The sequence below is a fragment of the Cobetia sp. PS-4MA genome (assembly GCF_057670765.1).
This window is the reverse complement of record NZ_CM173107.1, coordinates 446,619-464,709: the sequence shown is the minus strand read 5'-3', so window position 1 is coordinate 464,709 and position 18,091 is coordinate 446,619. Positions and strand designations below refer to the sequence as shown.

Below are 18,091 nucleotides of genomic sequence, written 5' to 3'. Positions count from 1 at the left end.
CTCCCTTGTGATATCGCCTCATGAAGACGGCGTCGGCAAGCCGACGCCGTTTCACGCTCCGAGCCCGCCCAGGCATCACGCTTGCCTGCCCGGCCCGGAGGCGTTTCAGCCAAAGATCGCTCGCGGATCAGAAGCTCAGCACGGTACGGATCGACTTGCCTTCATGCAGCAGGTCGAAGGCCTCGTTGATCTTCTCGAAGGGCATCTGGTGGGTGACGAAGTCGTCGAGGTTGATCGCGCCATCCATGTAGCGCTCGACGTAGCCCGGAAGCTCGGTACGGCCCTTGACGCCACCGAAGGCGGAGCCTTTCCAGACGCGCCCGGTCACCAGCTGGAAGGGACGGGTGGCGATCTCTTCACCGGCACCGGCGACGCCGATGATGATGGATTCGCCCCAGCCCTTGTGCGCGCACTCGAGCGCGGCACGCATGACCTTGACGTTGCCGATGCACTCGAAGGAGTAATCGACGCCGCCGTCGGTCATGTCGACGATGGCTTCCTGGACCGGCACGGACAGCTTGCTCGGGTTGACGAAGTCGGTGGCGCCGAACTTGCGGGCCAGATCGAACTTGTCCTCATTGATGTCGATGGCGATGATGCGCGACGCCTTGGCCATCACCGCGCCCTGGATGGCGGCCAGACCGATGGCGCCGAGACCGAAGATGGCCACGGTGGCACCCGGCTCGACCTTGGCGGTGTTCATCACCGCGCCGATACCGGTGGTGACGCCACAGCCCAGCAGGCAGATCTTGTCCAGCGGCGCTTCCTTGGACACCTTGGCCAGCGAGACTTCCGGCACCACGGTGTACTCGGAGAAGGTAGACGTGCCCATGTAGTGGTGCAGCATCTTGCCGTCCAGCGAGAAGCGCGAGGTGCCATCCGGCATCAGGCCACGGCCCTGGGTGGCACGCACGGCGCTGCACAGGTTGGTCTTGCCGGAGAGGCAGAACTTGCACTTGCCGCATTCGGCGGTATAGAGCGGGATGACGTGGTCGCCCGGCACCAGACCGGTGACACCCTCGCCCACTTCCTCGACGATACCCGCGCCTTCATGGCCCAGCACGGACGGGAACAGGCCTTCGGGGTCTGCGCCGGACAGGGTGTAGGCATCGGTGTGGCAGACGGCGGTATTGACGATGCGTACCAGCACCTCGCCGGCCTTCGGTCCTTCGACATCGATCTCGACCAGCTCCAGCGGCTTGCCGGCTTCCAGCGCAATCGCAGCACGTGATTTCATTAATATCTCCTCGGAGCAACAATGGCGGTAGACTGATCCGTGGCATTCTCCCGGCGAGCCAGCCGGTGCCCCCATGCTCACAAGGGGTTCACTCAGGGGGACAGGCAAGGAGCAATGCATTGCCGCAACGCGTGCGGTGCCATCAGTATGCAACACAGTCTACGCAGTGACCTTGGCGGGATTAAGCCGTCAGCACTCAGATGATTATTGTCACTCAACAACAATGATGAGGAGCGGGCATGCAGCGTTGGGACCGCATCGAAGCCTTTGTGGAAGTCGTCAGAATCGGCTCGTTTTCCGGTGCCGCCCGTCATCTCGGGGTCTCCAGCTCACATGTCAGTCGCCTGATCAGCCAGTTGGAAGCCCAGCTTGATACCCAGTTGCTCTATCGCACGACCCGTCAGACGCGTCTCACCGATGCCGGACAGGTGTATTACGAGCACTGCCATCACCTCTTCGATGGCTTCCGCGCCGCCGAACAGGCCATCGGCGACTTCCATGCCCGTCCCAGCGGCGTGCTCAAGCTGACCAGCGCTACCACCTTCGGTGAGCGCTACGTCGCGCCACTGGTCAACGACTTCCAGCTGCTGCACCCGCAACTGGAAGTGCAGATGCACTTCACCAATCGTCCGGTGGAATTGATCGACGAGGGCTTCGATGTCGCCATTCGCATGGGCGTGCTCAAGGACTCCTCGCTGATCGCGCGGCGACTGGTGGACCGCCAGGAGTATGTCGTCGCCTCGCACGACTACTTTCAGCGTGCGCCGCGTCCGCACACGCTGGCGGAGCTCTCCAGCCACCGCTGCCTGGCGGGCTCCAAGCGTGAATGGCTGTTCGAGGTCGAGGGCCAGCGACGCGAAGTGCGCATCTCCGGCAGCTGGCAGGCCAATTCCGGGCCGGCACTGCTGGACGCCACGCTCAAGGGCCTCGGGCTTGCCCAGATTCCCGACTATTACGTCGCGCCTCACCTGGCCAGTGGCCAGCTGATCTCGGTGCTGGATGAGTATCAGGTGCGCGATACCGGGGTGTGGATCGTCTATCCCCGCCACCGCCATCTCTCACCCAAGGTGCGCCAGTTCGTCGACTTCATGGTCGAGCGCTTCGAGGACGGCATCCCCGGCCTGGTGGGCTGACACCCAGGGCGCGAAGGCCTCAACCGGCCGTCACTTCCCCTTGTCACGACGACAGACGGGCTGCCGATGGGCAGCCCGTCTGTCGTTGCACGTGACGTTGCGTTGCGAGCTATCCGCCAGCGGCGTCAGGCACGCTGCGCGCTGCCACCCGGTATCGCCTCCGGCAGGTGCACCGGCGGTGCCTTGACCAGCAGCTTGCTGGCCACGAAGTAGACCAGCGCCCCCAGCAGCGAGCCGGTGAACCAGCCGTAGTCGTAGAACCAGGAAAGCCCGGGCTGCGAGAAGCTGATCACCGTCAGCCCCACCGGCACGAAGAAGGCGATGAAGCCCGCTGGATTGAAGGCCGGGTAGGTGCTGCCATCCAGATAGAGCGCCGGCAGATCGAAGGACTGACGACGGATCACGAAGTAGTCGACGATCATGATTCCCGCGATCGGCCCCAGCAGACTTGAATAACCCAGCAGCCAGTTGGAATAGAGGCTTTCGAGACTGACGTCGGAGACGATCCAGCCCATCTTCTTGATCAGCTCGAAGCCCATCAGCAGCACCCCGACCAGCCCGGTGAGCAGCACGCCGCGCGTCTGGTTGATGAATTTCGGCGCGATGTTCTGGAAATCATTGGTCGGCGAGACGATGTTGGCGGCGGTGTTGGTGGAGAGCGTCGCGATGATGATCAGCACCATGGCGATGGCGACCCAGCCGGGGCTGTCGATGCGACCGATCAGGTTGACCGGGTCGGAGATGGTCTCCCCCACCAGCGAGCTGGAAGCGGCCGTCAGCACCACGCCGAGCGCCGCGAAGAAGAACATCGTCAGCGGCAGGCCGATGATCTGACCGACGATCTGGTCCTTCTGGCTCTTCGCGTAACGGCTGAAGTCCGGGATGTTCAGCGACAGCGTCGCCCAGAAGCCGACCATCGCGGTCAGGCCCGCCATGAAGTAGCTGGCCACGCCATCGCCTTCCGGACGATTGGGCGGCTGGGCCAGCAGCTCGCTGATCGAGGTATGCGGCAGCGCCCACACCATCAGGCCGACCCCCACCGCCAGCAGCAAGGGCGCGGAGAGCGTCTCCAGCCACTTGATGGATTCCGCGCCGCGAATCACCACGAACAGGTTGAGCGCCCAGAACAGGAAGAAGCCGATGACCTCGCCTACCCCGCCCAGCGTCTTCCAGTCGGCCGAGAGGCTCGAGAGCAGCAGGTGAATCGCCAGGCCGCCAAACATCGTCTGGATACCGAACCAGCCACAGGCGACCACCGCCCGAATCATGCACGGCACGTTGGAGCCGATGATCCCGAACGATGAACGCAGCACTACCGGAAAGGGAATCCCGAAACGCGTGCCGGGGAAGGCGTTCAGCGTCAGTGGAATCAGTACCACCAGATTGGCGACCAGAATCGTGATCAGCGCCTCGCCGACACTCAATCCGAAGTAGGCAGTGAGCACGCCGCCCAGGGTATAGGTCGGCACGCAGATCGACATGCCGACCCACAGTGCGGCGATGTTCCAGAGCGACCAGGTGCGCTCGGCACTCCTGGTCGGCGCGATATCCTCGTTGTAGCGCGGGCTGCGGGCGACGTCCTGCGCCACCACCAGCTCGATCATTTCCTCATTGCTGCGCACCATGTGCGAGCGAGTCTGTGTCGGGGCCATGAGTCCTCACCTGTTCAGCTGTTGTTATTGTTGAGGGTGATGCACGTCGCTTGTCCTGCCTTTGCGCTCTTTGGCGCGCCTTGCCGTCTTTGAAGATCCGTCCCTTCCTTCACCCTCCTGATTCACTTTTCACCCTGTTTCAGCCAAGGGATGCTCGAATTACCCATCCACATGAAGCGGTACCTTTCATGGGCAAATCGCATGCCGAGGGCGGCATTATTGCCGTCAAATCAAACCTGTCCCGCAAGACAACTTGAGAGGCAATGGCGCGGGTTTGACCGTCTGATGCCCGTCAGGTGACGACACGCCGTGTTCGCGCCAATTGTCAGTATGGTCAGGTTCCAAGCTGGTGCAAGGCGGTCTTGCACAGGGCGCATACAGACGGTCACAAGCCACTGATGTGCATTGAGTTTTCCTTTGAAAATCGCGTGAACCACGCTGATTCTCCTGGCACCACAATGGTGAATTCATGCGAAATCTTGACCGAAAATCCTTTTATAACAACAAGATAAATCTACAAGACTTTATTTGACACTTCGTCTTGCCGAACGCGGGAACACTGTCTAATGTTCATTAAGCTGACTGGTGAGACAGGATTTGCATCGGACCTTCCCTGACCCACGATACCTGCCGCCGGCATGCAGACTTTCCGGACAGGCGGCATGATTTTCCAAGGTCCATTTCGCGCCATCCCGGTTTACCCGCTCTGCCCACCAGCACTCATTGAAGACAACAACAACCGGCGCCAAGCCGCCCGATGAGGATGACATGTCGAACGACTCCCGCATCTCCTATACCGAGGATGCCGGCAAGCTGCGCTGCGCCGTCATCCAGATGGGACTCAACGTCTCCACCGACCTCGAGCCCGCACAGATCCGCGATGCCATGAACGAGGCCCACCTGCCGCTGATCGACCAGGCCGGTGAGGCAGGCGTCAAGATCCTGTGCTTCCAGGAAGTCTTCAATCAGCCCTACTTCTGCCCGAGCCAGGATGCCAAGTGGTATGCCGCCGCCGAGCGCGTGCCCGACGGCCCCACCGTCACCCTGATGCAGCAGTACGCGAAGAAGCATCAGATGGTGATCATCGTGCCCCTCTACGAGGAAGTGCAGCCGGGGGTGTACTACAACACTGCCGCCGTCATCGATGCCGACGGCAGCTATCTGGGCAAGTATCACAAGACCCACATCCCGCAGGTGGCGGGCTTCTGGGAGAAATTCTTCTTCAAGCCCGGCAAGTCCGACTGGCCGGTCTTTGACACCGCCTACGGGCGCATCGGCGTCTACATCTGCTACGACCGCCACTTCCCGGAAGGCTGGCGCGCGCTGGCGCTCAACGGCGCCGAGATCATCTTCAATCCCTCCGCCACCGTCGCCGGCCTCTCCCAGTATCTGTGGGAGCTGGAACAACCCGCCTCCGCCGCCGCCAATGGCTGCTACATCGCCGCCATCAACCGTGTCGGCCATGAACAGCCCTGGGATATCGGCGAGTTCTACGGCTCCTCCTACTTCGTGAATCCACGCGGCCAGATCGAAGCCCAGGCCAGCGCCACCGAGGACGAGCTGTTGATCCACGATCTCGACATGTCGATGGTGCGCGAGGTGCGCAACAACTGGCAGTTCTTCCGTGACCGCCGTCCGGACGCCTATACCCGCCTCACCGATGGTGAATGACGGCCAGCACGATAACGACAACGACAACACGACCTGACACTCAATGCCGGACAAGGCCGCGCGATGCGGCCGGGAGAGATTCATGGCAATCCTGATCAAGGGCGGCAGCATCCAGACCCACGAAGAGCGCTACACCGCCGATGTGCTGTGTGACGGCGAGACCATCACCGCCATCGGCACCGACCTCGAGGTACCGGACGACTGCGAGGTGATCGACGCCAGCGGCTGTCTGGTGATGCCCGGCGGCATCGACCCGCACACCCACATGCAGCTGCCCTTCATGGGCACCGTGGCCAGCGAGGATTTCCAGAGCGGCACCGCCGCGGCACTGGCCGGCGGCACCACCATGATCATCGATTTCGTGATTCCCTCCCCCCAGCAACCGCTGATGGAGGCCTATCACACCTGGCGCGAGTGGGCCGAGAAGTCGTGCTGCGACTACAGCTTCCACGTCGCCGTCACCTGGTGGGACGAGAGCGTCAGCCAAGACATGCAGACGCTGGTCTCCGATTACGGGGTCAACAGCTTCAAGCACTTCATGGCCTACAAGAACGCCATCATGGCGCCGGACGACACCCTCGTCTCGAGCTTCGCGCGCTGTCTGGAGCTGGGCGCGATTCCCACCGTGCATGCCGAGAACGGCGAGCTGGTCTACCACCTGCAGCAGAAGCTGCTGGCCGACGGCATCACCGGCCCGGAGGCGCATCCGCTGTCGCGTCCGCCGCAGGTCGAGGGCGAGGCCGCCAGCCGCGCCATCCGCATCGCCGGCACTCTGGGCACGCCGGTGTATCTGGTGCACGTCTCCACCGCCGATGCGCTGGAGGAAATCCGCTACGCCCGCGAGCACGGCCAGCCAGTCTACGGCGAGGTGCTGGCAGGCCATCTGCTGATCGATGAAGCGGTCTATCAGAACAAGAGCTGGGAATTCGCGGCAGGCCACGTGATGAGCCCGCCGTTCCGCTCGCTGGAGCACCGCCAGGCACTGTGGGGCGGCATCCAGTCCGGTGACCTGCAGACCACCGCCACCGATCACTGCTGCTTCTGCGCCGAGCAGAAGGAGATGGGCAAGGACGACTTCTCGAAGATTCCCAACGGCACCGCCGGGGTCGAGGATCGCATGGCGATGCTGTGGCACGAGGGCGTCAACACCGGGCGCTTCTCCGCCGAGGACTTCGTCGGCCTGACCTCCACCAACGCCGCCAAGATCTTCAATCTGTACCCGCGCAAGGGCGCGATCCGGGTCGGCAGCGACGCCGACATCGTGGTCTGGGACCCCAACGCCGAACGCACCATCTCGGCGAAGACTCACCACCAGAACATCGACTTCAACATCTTCGAAGGCCGCACCGTCAAGGGTATCCCGCGTCACACCATCAGCCGCGGCGACTGGGCATGGCGCGATGGCGAGCTGCATGCCAAGCGCGGTCACGGCCAGTACGTCGAACGCCCGCCCTACCCCAGTGTCTTCGACCAGCTCAAGGCCCGCGCCGAGAGCAATGTCGTCACCGCCGTGGATCGCAGCTGACGGCCGGCGAACGACTCGAACAAGACAATACCGACGCGACTGAACGACACGACTGAACGACGGCCTGGCAGCGCACCTGACGCGCTGCCAGTGCAAAGCGCTGCCAACCAAGCCGCGCTACCTGACTCGCCTGCAAGACCAACAACAACGACCCCGCGCCTGAGCGCGGGCAGGAGCCACACCGTGACGACATCCTCCACTCCTTCCCACTGGGCCCCGTCCGGGCTCGCGGAAGAGGCGCTGAGTGCGCGCTTCACTGATCTGCATCCGGCGCTCACCAAGCGTCAGGCCTTCATCGAGAGTTCGCGTTGCCTGTATTGCTATGACGCGCCCTGCATCAAGGCCTGCCCGACCAGCATCGACATCCCGACCTTCATCCGCCGTATCCACGATGACAATCTCGAAGGCGCCGCCAGCGAGATTCTCGATGCCAATATCCTCGGTGGCAGCTGCGCCCGCGTCTGCCCCACCGAGATCCTCTGTGAGCAGTCCTGCGTGCGCAATCAGGGCGATGAGTGCCAGCCGGTGCTGATCGGTCTGCTGCAGCGCCATGCACTGGACAACGCCCAGTTCGAGGCTCACCCGTTCACGCGGGCAGCCAGCACCGGCCGGCGCATCGCCGTGGTCGGTGCCGGGCCTGCCGGGCTTTCCTGCGCCCACCGCCTGGCGCGTTTCGGCCACGACGTGGTGATCTTCGAGGCCGAGGAGAAAGCCGGTGGCCTGAATGAATACGGCATCGCTCGCTACAAGCTGACCGATGACTTCGCCGCCCGCGAAGTCGAATTCCTGCTCGAGATCGGCGGCATCGAGATCCGCCACGGCCAGCGCCTCGGCGACAACCTGGCGCTGGCCGCCCTGACACGCGAGTTCGACAGCGTCTTCCTGGGCCTGGGCCTTGGCACCAGCCATGCTCTCGGCCTGACCGGCGAGGATGCCAGCGGCCTGATGGCGGCCACCGACTTCATCAAGGTGCTGCGTCAGAGCGGCGAACTGAACGCGCTGGCAGTGCCGAGGCACGCGGTGGTGATCGGCGCCGGCAACACCGCCATCGACATCGCCGTGCAGGCCAAACGCTTGGGCGCGCAGACGGTGGACCTGGTCTATCGGCGTGGCGAGGAGCAGATGTCCGCCACCCATCACGAGCAGGAAATCGCGCGTGCCAATGGCGTGATGATCCACACCTGGGCGCGCCCGCTGGCCATCGATGTGGCAAGCGACAGTGAGGGTAGTGATGCCGCCGCGCTCAATGCGATGCAGTTCGCGCGCACACGGGTCGAGGATGGCCGACTCGTCGATACCGGCGAGACCTTCACGCTGGCCTGCGATGGGGTCTTCACCGCCATCGGCCAGGGCTTCGATGACGCGAGCCTGAGCGATGCGCATGCCGCGGGGCTGGCCCGCGAGGGGGCGAAGATAGAGGTGGACGAGATGCTGCGCACCAGTCTGCCGGGCGTCTATGCCGGCGGTGACTGCATCGCTCGCGGACAGGATCTCACCGTTCAAGCCGTCGCCCACGGCAAGCTGGCCGCCGAGGCCATCCATCACGATCTGATGCTCAAGGTGGAGGCCGCCTGATGACCATTCATACCCCGCTCAATGATGACAACGCGCGTCCGGCAGGCTCTGGTTCAAGTTCTGCAGCGGCTGACGATCACGTCGCCAGCTACAAGGCCGATCTGTCGGTCAACTTCGCTGGCATCCGTGCCCCCAACCCCTTCTGGCTGGCCAGCGCCCCGCCCACCGACAAGGCCTACAACGTGGTACGCGCCTTCGAGGCCGGCTGGGGTGGCGTGGTCTGGAAGACGCTGGGGGAAGACCCGGCGGCAGTGAACGTCTCCTCGCGCTATTCGGCGCACTATGGCCCGAATGGCGAGGTCAGCGGCTTCAACAACATCGAGCTGATCACCGACCGCTCGCTGGAGATCAACCTGCGCGAGATCACCCAGGTCAAGAAGGACTGGCCGGACCGCGCACTGATCGTCTCGCTGATGGTGCCGTGCGAGGAAGAGGCCTGGAAGACCATCCTGCCGCAGGTCGAGGCTACCGGCTGTGACGGCATCGAGCTCAACTTCGGCTGTCCCCACGGCATGCCGGAACGCGGCATGGGCGCGGCGGTGGGCCAGGTGCCGGAGTATGTCGAGCAGGTCACGCGCTGGTGCAAGACCTACAGCTCGCTGCCGGTGATCGTCAAGCTGACCCCCAACATCACCGACGTGCGCGAACCGGCCAAGGCGGCCTGGCGTGGCGGTGCAGATGCCGTCTCGCTGATCAACACCATCAACTCCATCACCCATCTGGACCTCGACCGCATGGTCGCGCATCCCATCGTCGGCGACCGCAGCACCCATGGCGGCTACTGCGGCAGCGCCGTGAAGCCCATCGCGCTGAACATGGTGGCCGAGATCGCGCGCACGCCGGAAACCGCCAACCTGCCGATCTCGGGTATCGGCGGCATCTCCAACTGGGAAGATGCCGCCGAATTCATCGCCCTCGGCGCGGGCAGCGTGCAGGTGTGCACCGCGGCGATGCTGCACGGCTTCCGTATCGTCGAGGAGATGAAGGACGGCCTGGGGCGCTGGATGGACAGCAAGGGCTATCAGCGGATCGAGGAGTTCTCCCGCGCGGCGGTGCCCAACACCACCGACTGGAAGCAGCTGGACATGAACTACCAGGTGATCGCGCGGATCGACCAGGACAAGTGCATCGGCTGCGGACGCTGCTACATCGCCTGCGAGGACACCTCGCACCAGGCCATCCTGCATCTGGCCAGGGACAACGGCACCGCCCGCTATGAGGTGAAGGACGCCGACTGCGTGGGCTGCAACCTGTGCGAGATCACCTGCCCGGTCGAGGACTGCATCACCATGGAAGTGCAGGACACCGGCAAGCCGTACATGAACTGGATGGAGGACCCGCGCAACCCGCATCGCGCGGCGTGACCCTGACGTTGCGGACAAGATCCGGATGATCCGCACAGATTCCAGCGCATGACACCACGTTCAGTGGCGTGAAAACAGAAAGGGGCTGCCAGCAATGGCAGCCCCTTTTCAATGGCTTCATGATCCATCAATGATGATCATTGTTAGCTTCAGGATAATTTTATCATGACATCACCTGCTGACTCAGGCGGACAAGCCAACACCCTTCAGCAGCACCCGCGTGACGTTCTGCACCGCCTGCTCGAATTCGCGATCACTCAGCGCCTTGCCCTGATTGAGTACCGCGATCTGGTGGTCGAAGTCGGCGTAGTGCTGGGTGCTGGCCCAGATCATGTACAGGTAGGCGGAAGCATCGACGTTGTCAATGCGCCCCTCACTGATCCACTGGCGCAGGCGTGACTTCTTCATCTCGGCCCACTCGTCGAGCCACACCGTCAGCTCCTCGCCCAGCACCGGCGCGCCCTGCATGATCTCGCTGGCCCATACCTTGGAGCCATACGGACGCTGGCGCGAGTGCATCATCTTGGCGCGAATGTAGGTGGAGAGCACCAGCTGCGGGTCGTCATAGGCCTCGAAGCACAGCGCATCTTCCTTCCACAGCGCCAGCAGACCATCGAGCACCGCGCGATACAGCGCTTCCTTGGTGCTGAAGTAGTAATGCAGATTGGACTTGGGCAGCTCTACCTCGGCGGCAATATCGACCATGCTGGCGCCGACATAGCCCTTGAGAGCGAAGATCTTTTCGGCGGCGAGCAGGATGCGGCCGACATTATCCTTGCGAATCTGAGACTTGCGAGTGGTCATGCGATCCCCTGACGCGGTGCTGGCAGTGAGATGAGAATATCATAACCGCACTGCCAACATGCCTGAGCCGACAGGTTTCGCGCTCGCGGGCGTCTTTTCTCTACCCCCTCACCCCTCACCTCTCGCCTCTTGACTCGCTTCCCACTGATCACCCCTCGGCTTGTCGCCTCACGCTTCAGCGCGCGCCAGCGGTGTCATTCGAAGACCGCCCCATCGATGAAGCCATCCGCCGGCATCGGCACCTGCCCTGCCTCGCCGCTCAGCCACCAGGGTGCCGGATGCGTGCCTTCGCTGCGCTCATCCGCCACCGGCACCACCATGCCCAGCTTGCGGGCTGCGCTGCGGTAGAGGTCCGGGCGTACGCAGCGTGCCAGGGTTGCTTCGAGGTCATTGTCGCTGACTCCCTCGAGATGCCCCCAGCGCTGCATCTGGGCGGCATACCAGCGGGTCTGCGAGCGCCACGGGAAGTTGGCCGCATAGCGATGGAAGATGGTCCAGCCGGGATTTTCCCGCTGGAACGCCTCCACCGACTGCTCGACATCCACGTCGCGCAGTCCACGCGCCACCACCGAAAGCGGCACTTCCTGCATGCCTTCATCATGCAGCCACTGCGCGGCCTGCTCACGGTTGCCCGGGCGGTCCAGCCAGGCACAGGCCTTGAGCAGCGCACGAATCAGCGCTTGATGCGCCAGCGGGTGCTGCTCCGCCCAGTCCTCGCGCACGCCCAGCACCTTTTCCTGTCCGAAGCGCCAGATATCATGACTGCCCGCCACCACCTGCCCCATGCCCTGCACGGCGGCCAGACTGTTCCAGGGCTCTCCGACACAGAAGCCGTCCAGCGCGCCACTTGCCAGCTGGGCGGCCATCAACGGCGGGGCCACCGCACGCATCTCGATGTCGCGATTCGGGTCGATCCCGCCGGCCGCCAGCCAGTAACGCAGCAGATAGCGGTGCGAGGAGAAGGGATGCACGCTGGCAAGCTTGAGCGCCGCCTCCCCACGCTCGCGGCGCGCCTGCACGTGCGCCGCCAGCGCCCGAGACACCGCCAGCGGAGAGCCCAGGTCATGCCCCTCCTCGGCCAGCGCCGCCATCAGGGCCCGCGACAGGGTGATGGAGTTGCCGCCCAGATTGAGCGTCATCGCGCTGATCACCGGTGTGGCGCGGCCATCCAGCCCCAGGGTCGAGGTCAGCGGCATCAGCGCCAGCATCTGCGCGCCCTGCAACACGCCGGTCTGCAGGTCATCGCGCAGTGCCGCCCACGACGGCTGCCACTTGAGCGTCACGGCCAGCCCCTCCTCACGGAAGAACCCCTGACGCTCCGCCACCACCAGAGGAGCCGCGTCATTGAGCGGCATCAACCCCAGCGTCAACTGATGGCCATTGAGAAGAGAATCACTGAGCATCACATCCACCTTTTGAACGATCGAAAGAGAAGGACATCACGAGACTCGGCTCAGTGCCGACGCGACGCCTTGAGCAGCTCATCGGCCAGCTCGTGCAATGCCAGACGCCGATTCATCGCGGTCTTGCGCAGATATTGGTAGGCCGCATCCTCCCCCAGACCGCGACTCTCCATCACCAGCGCCTTGGCGCGATCCACGCTGCGCCGCTGTATCAGAGTGGTCTGGGTGCGATTGAGTTCGCCCTTGAGGGCACGGTGAGCCTCGAAGCTGGTGATGGCCACCTCGACCATGCTGCGCACCATCGCCGGCATGACGTGATCCACCACGTAGGCGGACACGCCGGCGCCAGCCGCCTGGCGCACCAGGTCCGGCGCGTCCTCACTGGCCAGCATGATCATCGGCTTGGGATAGTGACGCCCCAGCTGGCCGAGGTGCTCGAGGGTGTCACGGCTGGGCAGGTCGGCGTCGATGATCACGGCATCCGGCTGATGGTGCTGCACCAGCGCATGCAGGTCCTCGTGTTCATCGACCCGCAGCGCCACCTCGAAGCCGGCGCTCAACAGCGCCTGCTCCAGAGCGGCGGAACGCTCACTGCGGACATCGACGATCAGCACGGTCACGGGCATGTCAGGTTTCCTTGAGTCGGGCATGAGTCTTGCGGTACACCCAAGCAGGATTCGTGCCGCAATCTGGTGCAACCTTGCGGCCAAGGGCCTTCGCAGCCGTCGAGCCGAAAGCGCCGCTGCACTGCAATGAGGCACGCGCCTTCCCGGCGCTCTCAACGCCACTCGCGTGCGCCAGACTGGTACCTCGCGCCCTGCCGACGCACCGCCAGCGCGCATCGAGTGGGCAGCCATCCCGTGATACCGCCGGCGCAGGCCAAGCCACTGCCATCGCCAAGGCATTGATCTTCTGGGACTTGTCCCGACCATACCCCCGCAACTGGCGCGCTACTTGCTTTGTTCCTGTCACTTGCCGCACAGACGCTCTGCTGCCGGCAACCATGGCATCACCGACTGCTGCCATCGCTATCCATGACGTGGACCAGGCTCTTCGGAGTACGAGTGCGTCGAACCAGGCCCCTCAATGACGAGGCGCCCCGCTGTCGTTCACAGCTGTTCGACCACCCGTCGTGCGCCGAGACCCTGGCGTCCGGCACCGACGCTGTACCAGGAGCCCACTCATGGATATTCGCAACAAGGCCAGCCGTATCCGGCTGTTCAGCTTCAATACCCCGCAGATGCGCGCCTTCCACATGTCGTGGTTCGCCTTCCACGTCTGCTTCTTCGGCTGGTTTGGCATCGCGCCCTTGATGGCCGTGGTGCGCGATGACCTCGGCCTGACCAAGACCCAGATCGGCAACACCATCATCGCCTCCGTCGCCATCACGGTGATCGTGCGACTTGCCATCGGCGTGCTGTGTGATCGCATCGGGCCACGCAAGGCCTACACCTGGCTGCTGTGCCTCGGCTCTCTGCCGGTGATGTGCATCGGCTTCGCCGCCAGCTTCGAATCCTTCTTCCTCGCCCGTCTGGCCATCGGTGCCATCGGCGCGTCCTTCGTCATCACCCAGTACCATACCTCCGTGATGTTCGGCCCCAACGTGGTCGGCACCGCCAATGCCACCACCGCCGGCTGGGGCAACCTGGGCGGCGGCACCACCCAGATGCTGATGCCGCTGGTGATGGCCGGCCTTCTGATGCTGGGCGTCGAGCAGACCCTGGGCTGGCGTCTGGCGATGGTCGTGCCGGGCATCGTGCTGTTCCTCACCGGGATCGCCTACTACTTCTTCACCCAGGATGCCCCGGACGGCAACTTCAGCGAGCTGCGTGAGCGTGGTGAGCTGCCCAAGGCCGAGAAGGAATACAGCATGCGCGCCACCTTCGGCGCGGCGGCACGCGACATCCGTGTCTGGGCCCTGTTCCTCGTCTACGGCGCCTGCTTCGGGGTCGAGCTGACCATCAACAACGTCGCCGCCATCTACTTCTTCGATCACTTCGATCTCGATCTCGCCACCGCCGGCCTCATCGCGGGCCTGTTCGGCCTGATGAACCTGTTCGCGCGCACCCTGGGCGGCGTCTTCTCCGACCTGTTCGCCCGTCAGTCCGGCCTCAAGGGTCGCGTGCGCTGGCTGTTCATCGCGCTGCTGTGTGAAGGCGTGGCGCTGGTCGGCTTCGCCCAGATGGAAACCCTCGCGGTAGCCATCGGTATCATGCTGGTGTTCAGCCTGTTCGTGCAGATGGCGGAAGGCGCCACCTTCGGGATCGTGCCCTTCGTCAATCGCAAGGCACTGGGCGCGGTGGCCGGTATCGTCGGCGCGGGTGGCAACGCGGGGGCTGTCGCCGCGGGCTTCCTGTTCCGCAGTGAAGAACTGACCTACCAGGAAGGCCTGATGTATCTGGGCATGGGCGTGATCGTGATCTCGCTGTTCGCCCTGCTGGTGCGCTTCAGCGCCGCCACCGAGGCCGAGGAAGGCCGCGCCTATGAAGCCGCCGTCGCGGAACGCAAGCAGCAGAGCGACCAGCAGCCCGTGTCTGTCTGAGCCTGTCTCTTCCTGAGACTTTCTCAAACCTCTGACACATGCAGCCCTGATATACGGAGCCCTGATACACGGAGCCCTGACATGCAAAGGCCCCGCCTCTTGAGAGGCGGGGCCTTTGTGCATTCACACCTTGCGGTTCGCCGTGCTCGCGGGCGAGTCACGGCCAGCCATCAGCTGTCGGTGGCGTTCTCGACGCTGTCACCGGCGTCTTCCACGGCGTTGTCCATCTTCTCGCCAGCCTTCTCCATCGGGCCCTCGTCCTCGCAACCGGCGAGTGACAGGCCACCGAGACCCAGCATGGCAATCATCAGCGAACTACCCAGAGTCTTGAGCTTCATGATGTCTCTCCTTGAATCATCGGTCGGGATAACGCCCCGGCCTGCACACCAGTACAGACAACAGCGCGGGGATACACAGGACATGGAGCGGGTGTCGCGCGGTTTCAAGGGTGGCGCAACGCCGAGTTGCAAGGGGATGACCGAGTGACGAGGCACACCCCACAGGACAAGCCCCTTCGAGGAGCCCGGATCAGAGCGCGAATCTGCGCTCGAGCCAGGGGCCCAGGTCAGAGGCCCAGGTCAGAGAAACCATGGTCGAAGAGCACCTCGCCTCCCAGCCCCGCCAGATAGTCCGGCACCAGCTCGATGGCCACGAAGGCGCCCGGCACATCCTCGTGATGGCAATAAAGGCCGTAATGGCGCGCCGGATGAAAGCCCAGATGGGCATAGAATTCGGCATGACCCGCCGCCACCACGGCGCCCGCTCCCAGCAGACGACAACGCTTGACCGCCGAGATCACCAGCCGCTTGCCGATGCCATGACGCTGGTGCTGGGGCAACACCGCCAGAGGCGCCAATGCCATCAGCACGCGCCCCGGACAGCCGGAGAGTTCCACGCGCGAGGCCATCACATGCCCCAGCAGCCCTCCTTCGCCTTCACTGAGGTGACGCCCGCTTTCCGGGTCAGAGAAGCGCTCGGCCACCAGCGAGATCTGCGCCAGATCACTGCGACGCAGTCTGTCGCCCAGGCGGGCCTCCCGGTGGCCGGCAAACACGGATTCATGGATGCGGTAGATGCGCTCATGATCGATGAGACGTTCTTCACGGATGCGAAGATTATCGGCGGGATTGTCAGTCATCACGAGTTACCGGTTCAGCGCCCTGTCGATCAGGGCCGTCACCCCCAAGCTTAGTCACCGCCGTCATGGCCCGCGAGAGTCAATCTACTGCTCAAAAAGCACGATGCCCGCCGAAGTGGCGGGCATCGAATGACGTGATGACAAGGTCGTGATCCAGATGAGAGACGTGGGACCTGCCATGTCACTCCTCTGCTGATTTCCACGCCATCAGGCGTGCGCCCCTGTCAGCTCTTGAGGCGACGCGCGCGGAAGGAGCGGCCCTTGAGCTTGCCGTTCATCAGCTGGGTCAGCGCCGCCTTGGCGACATCGCGCTCCACGGCCACGTAGGTGGTGCGGGCCAGTACCTTGATCTTGCCGATCTGGCTGCCCGGCAGGCCGCCATCGCCCGTCAGGGCACCGAGGATGTCGCCGGGACGCAGCTTGTCCTTCTTGCCGCCATCGATCTGCAGCGTCGCCATGCGCGCGCGGAAGGGTTCACGGGTCAGCATGCTCTTCGCCGGCAGCGGCTCGGCTTCCAGCGTCTGCTCGAGGAAATCTCCCAGCTTGGCCAGGCGATAGTCTTCCTTCTCGGTATACAGCGTACAGGCGATACCGGAGCTGCCCGCGCGACCGGTACGCCCGACACGGTGGACGTGGGCATCGAGGTCCCGGGCGATCTGGTAATTGAAGACCGCATCCAGCGCGTCGATATCCAGCCCGCGTGCCGCGACGTCCGTGGCCACCAGAATCGAGGTGCTCTTGTTGGCGAACATCACCAACGTCTGATCACGCTCGCGCTGCTCCAGATCACCGTGCAGGGCCATGGCACTGAAACCGTGCTCATTGAGGGCATCGCTGACCTCCTGTGCCTCGCGCTTGGTGTTGCAGAACACCACGCTGGTGTCAGGACGATACTTGAGCAGCAGGATACGCAGCGCCTCGAAACGCGCCTCTTCATCCGCTACCCGATGAAACAGCTGACGGATGCTGCTGTCATCGTGGGTGGAGGCGACCTCGATGCTGACCGGCTCCCGCAGGATGCGCTCGGCGATCGGGCGCACGCCATCGGCGAAGGTCGCGCTGAACAGCAGCGTCTGGCGCGCTTCCGGGGTCTCGGCGATGATGGCTTCCAGCACCTCGGCGAAGCCCATGTCGAGCATGCGGTCGGCCTCGTCCAGCACCAGAGTATTGAGCTCGGCAAGGCTCAGGCTGCCCTTGCGCAGGTGCTCGTCCACACGGCCCGGCGTGCCGACGATGATATGCGCGCCGTGTTCCAGCGAGCCCAGCTGCGGGCCGAAGGGTGCACCGCCACACAGCGTCAGCACCTTGACGTTATGCAGGCCGCGCGCCAGACGGCGAATCTCGCCGGCGACCTGATCGGCCAGCTCACGCGTGGGGCACAGCACCAGCGACTGGACACGAAAGCGCGAGACCTTGAGGCGCGACAACAGGCCAAGGCCGAAGGCGGCGGTCTTGCCGGAGCCCGTCTGGCCCTGGGCGATGACATCGCGCCCTTCCAGCATCGGCGGCAGGCTCTGCGCCTGAATCGGCGTCATGGTGTGATAGTCGAGCGTCTCCAGATTGGTGAGCAGCTCGGGCGCCAGCGCCAGAGAGGCAAAGGCAGGGGTGGCGGTGGCGTCAGTCACGAGGACATTCCTTCAGTCGATGAACAGGCACGAGCCGAACAGGCATGCGTGCGGGCGCAGAGCATAGCAGAGCCAGCGCTCGCTCGCCTGCACGCCTCCACCTGCGAATTCACATGTCTGCCGGTTCCTGCCAGCGCGCCGGCCGCGTTCACGTTTGCCATCCTTTCCAACGACACGACAGCTGATCGACTGCTGGTTGTCAGTCCCTTCCTCGCACCAGTCGATAATCCCCTCGCATGAGGCAAACGATATCGCATTAATGGCAATGAATGATTTTCGTCATCAGCCGTTTTCAATCCTGATTCAGGTCATTTATTAATCCTGCCCGATTCACCAGAATACCTGTTGACGTTCCTGTCATTTCCCACGTCTTGCGCCACGCCACGAGTGATCGTGCGCGTGTGAGAATTGATTGTCATCGA

General features: G+C 63.8%; 14 protein-coding genes. 6 read left to right on the top strand and 8 right to left on the bottom strand.

Going from position 1 to position 18,091, the window contains the following annotated elements; genetic code table 11:
• Positions 1–127: 127 nt before the first annotated feature.
• Positions 128–1,237, bottom strand: a complete 1,110-nt coding sequence (locus AC26AR_RS02100) for an S-(hydroxymethyl)glutathione dehydrogenase/class III alcohol dehydrogenase (RefSeq protein ID WP_077379043.1) — start codon at positions 1,235–1,237, stop codon at positions 128–130.
• Between the two features lie 239 nt (positions 1,238–1,476).
• Here AC26AR_RS02100 and AC26AR_RS02095 point away from each other — a divergent pair, with 239 nt between their 5' ends.
• The gene (locus AC26AR_RS02095) at positions 1,477–2,370 is read left to right on the top strand and encodes a LysR substrate-binding domain-containing protein (protein ID WP_279874724.1); all 894 of its coding nucleotides are present in this window, start codon (positions 1,477–1,479) and stop codon (positions 2,368–2,370) included.
• A gap of 125 nt (positions 2,371–2,495) precedes the next feature.
• On the opposite strand, the gene AC26AR_RS02090 is transcribed toward AC26AR_RS02095, so the two are convergent.
• The gene (locus AC26AR_RS02090) at positions 2,496–4,022 is read right to left on the bottom strand and encodes an NCS1 family nucleobase:cation symporter-1 (RefSeq protein WP_488107470.1); all 1,527 of its coding nucleotides are present in this window, start codon (positions 4,020–4,022) and stop codon (positions 2,496–2,498) included.
• 768 nt (positions 4,023–4,790) lie between these two features.
• Between AC26AR_RS02090 and AC26AR_RS02085 the strand changes: the two genes are divergently transcribed.
• The 4 genes from AC26AR_RS02085 (at position 4,791) to preA (ending at position 10,157) form a co-directional block, all read left to right on the top strand.
• Positions 4,791–5,693, top strand: a complete 903-nt coding sequence (locus AC26AR_RS02085) for a nitrilase-related carbon-nitrogen hydrolase (RefSeq protein WP_136939046.1) — start codon at positions 4,791–4,793, stop codon at positions 5,691–5,693.
• Between the two features lie 82 nt (positions 5,694–5,775).
• Positions 5,776–7,218: a dihydropyrimidinase gene (gene hydA, locus AC26AR_RS02080; protein WP_077379037.1), complete on the top strand. Its 1,443-nt coding sequence runs from the start codon at positions 5,776–5,778 to the stop codon at positions 7,216–7,218.
• A 183-nt stretch (positions 7,219–7,401) separates the two neighbouring features.
• A complete protein-coding gene (locus AC26AR_RS02075) occupies positions 7,402–8,793 on the top strand; it encodes an NAD(P)-dependent oxidoreductase (protein WP_488107469.1) in 1,392 nt (463 codons plus the stop codon).
• Entirely contained in the window at positions 8,793–10,157 is a 1,365-nt protein-coding gene (preA, locus tag AC26AR_RS02070; protein ID WP_077379032.1) for an NAD-dependent dihydropyrimidine dehydrogenase subunit PreA, read from the top strand. Before AC26AR_RS02075 ends, preA begins: the two co-directional genes overlap by 1 nt.
• Before the next feature lie 183 nt (positions 10,158–10,340).
• Here the strand turns inward: preA and AC26AR_RS02065 are convergent, their stop codons facing one another.
• From AC26AR_RS02065 to AC26AR_RS02055, 3 genes are all read right to left on the bottom strand, one after another.
• Positions 10,341–10,961 (bottom strand): TetR/AcrR family transcriptional regulator, encoded by a 621-nt coding sequence (locus AC26AR_RS02065; RefSeq protein ID WP_077379030.1) that lies wholly within the window; start codon positions 10,959–10,961, stop codon positions 10,341–10,343.
• 194 nt (positions 10,962–11,155) lie between these two features.
• A complete protein-coding gene (locus tag AC26AR_RS02060) occupies positions 11,156–12,364 on the bottom strand; it encodes a CmpA/NrtA family ABC transporter substrate-binding protein (RefSeq protein ID WP_084209361.1) in 1,209 nt (402 codons plus the stop codon).
• A gap of 50 nt (positions 12,365–12,414) precedes the next feature.
• On the bottom strand, positions 12,415–12,990 hold the full coding sequence (locus AC26AR_RS02055; RefSeq protein WP_077379026.1) for an ANTAR domain-containing response regulator: 576 nt from the start codon (positions 12,988–12,990) through the stop codon (positions 12,415–12,417).
• Positions 12,991–13,547: 557 nt separating this feature from the next.
• Here AC26AR_RS02055 and AC26AR_RS02050 point away from each other — a divergent pair.
• On the top strand, positions 13,548–14,906 hold the full coding sequence (locus AC26AR_RS02050) for a NarK family nitrate/nitrite MFS transporter (RefSeq protein WP_488107468.1): 1,359 nt from the start codon (positions 13,548–13,550) through the stop codon (positions 14,904–14,906).
• A gap of 170 nt (positions 14,907–15,076) precedes the next feature.
• Here AC26AR_RS02050 and AC26AR_RS02045 read toward each other — a convergent pair whose 3' ends face one another.
• From AC26AR_RS02045 to dbpA, 3 genes are all read right to left on the bottom strand, one after another.
• Positions 15,077–15,244: a hypothetical protein gene (locus tag AC26AR_RS02045; protein ID WP_164850377.1), complete on the bottom strand. Its 168-nt coding sequence runs from the start codon at positions 15,242–15,244 to the stop codon at positions 15,077–15,079.
• A 227-nt stretch (positions 15,245–15,471) separates the two neighbouring features.
• A complete protein-coding gene (locus AC26AR_RS02040) occupies positions 15,472–16,044 on the bottom strand; it encodes a GNAT family N-acetyltransferase (protein ID WP_077379022.1) in 573 nt (190 codons plus the stop codon).
• A gap of 224 nt (positions 16,045–16,268) precedes the next feature.
• Positions 16,269–17,669: an ATP-dependent RNA helicase DbpA gene (gene dbpA / locus AC26AR_RS02035; protein ID WP_084209362.1), complete on the bottom strand. Its 1,401-nt coding sequence runs from the start codon at positions 17,667–17,669 to the stop codon at positions 16,269–16,271.
• Between the last annotated feature and the right edge of the window lie 422 nt (positions 17,670–18,091).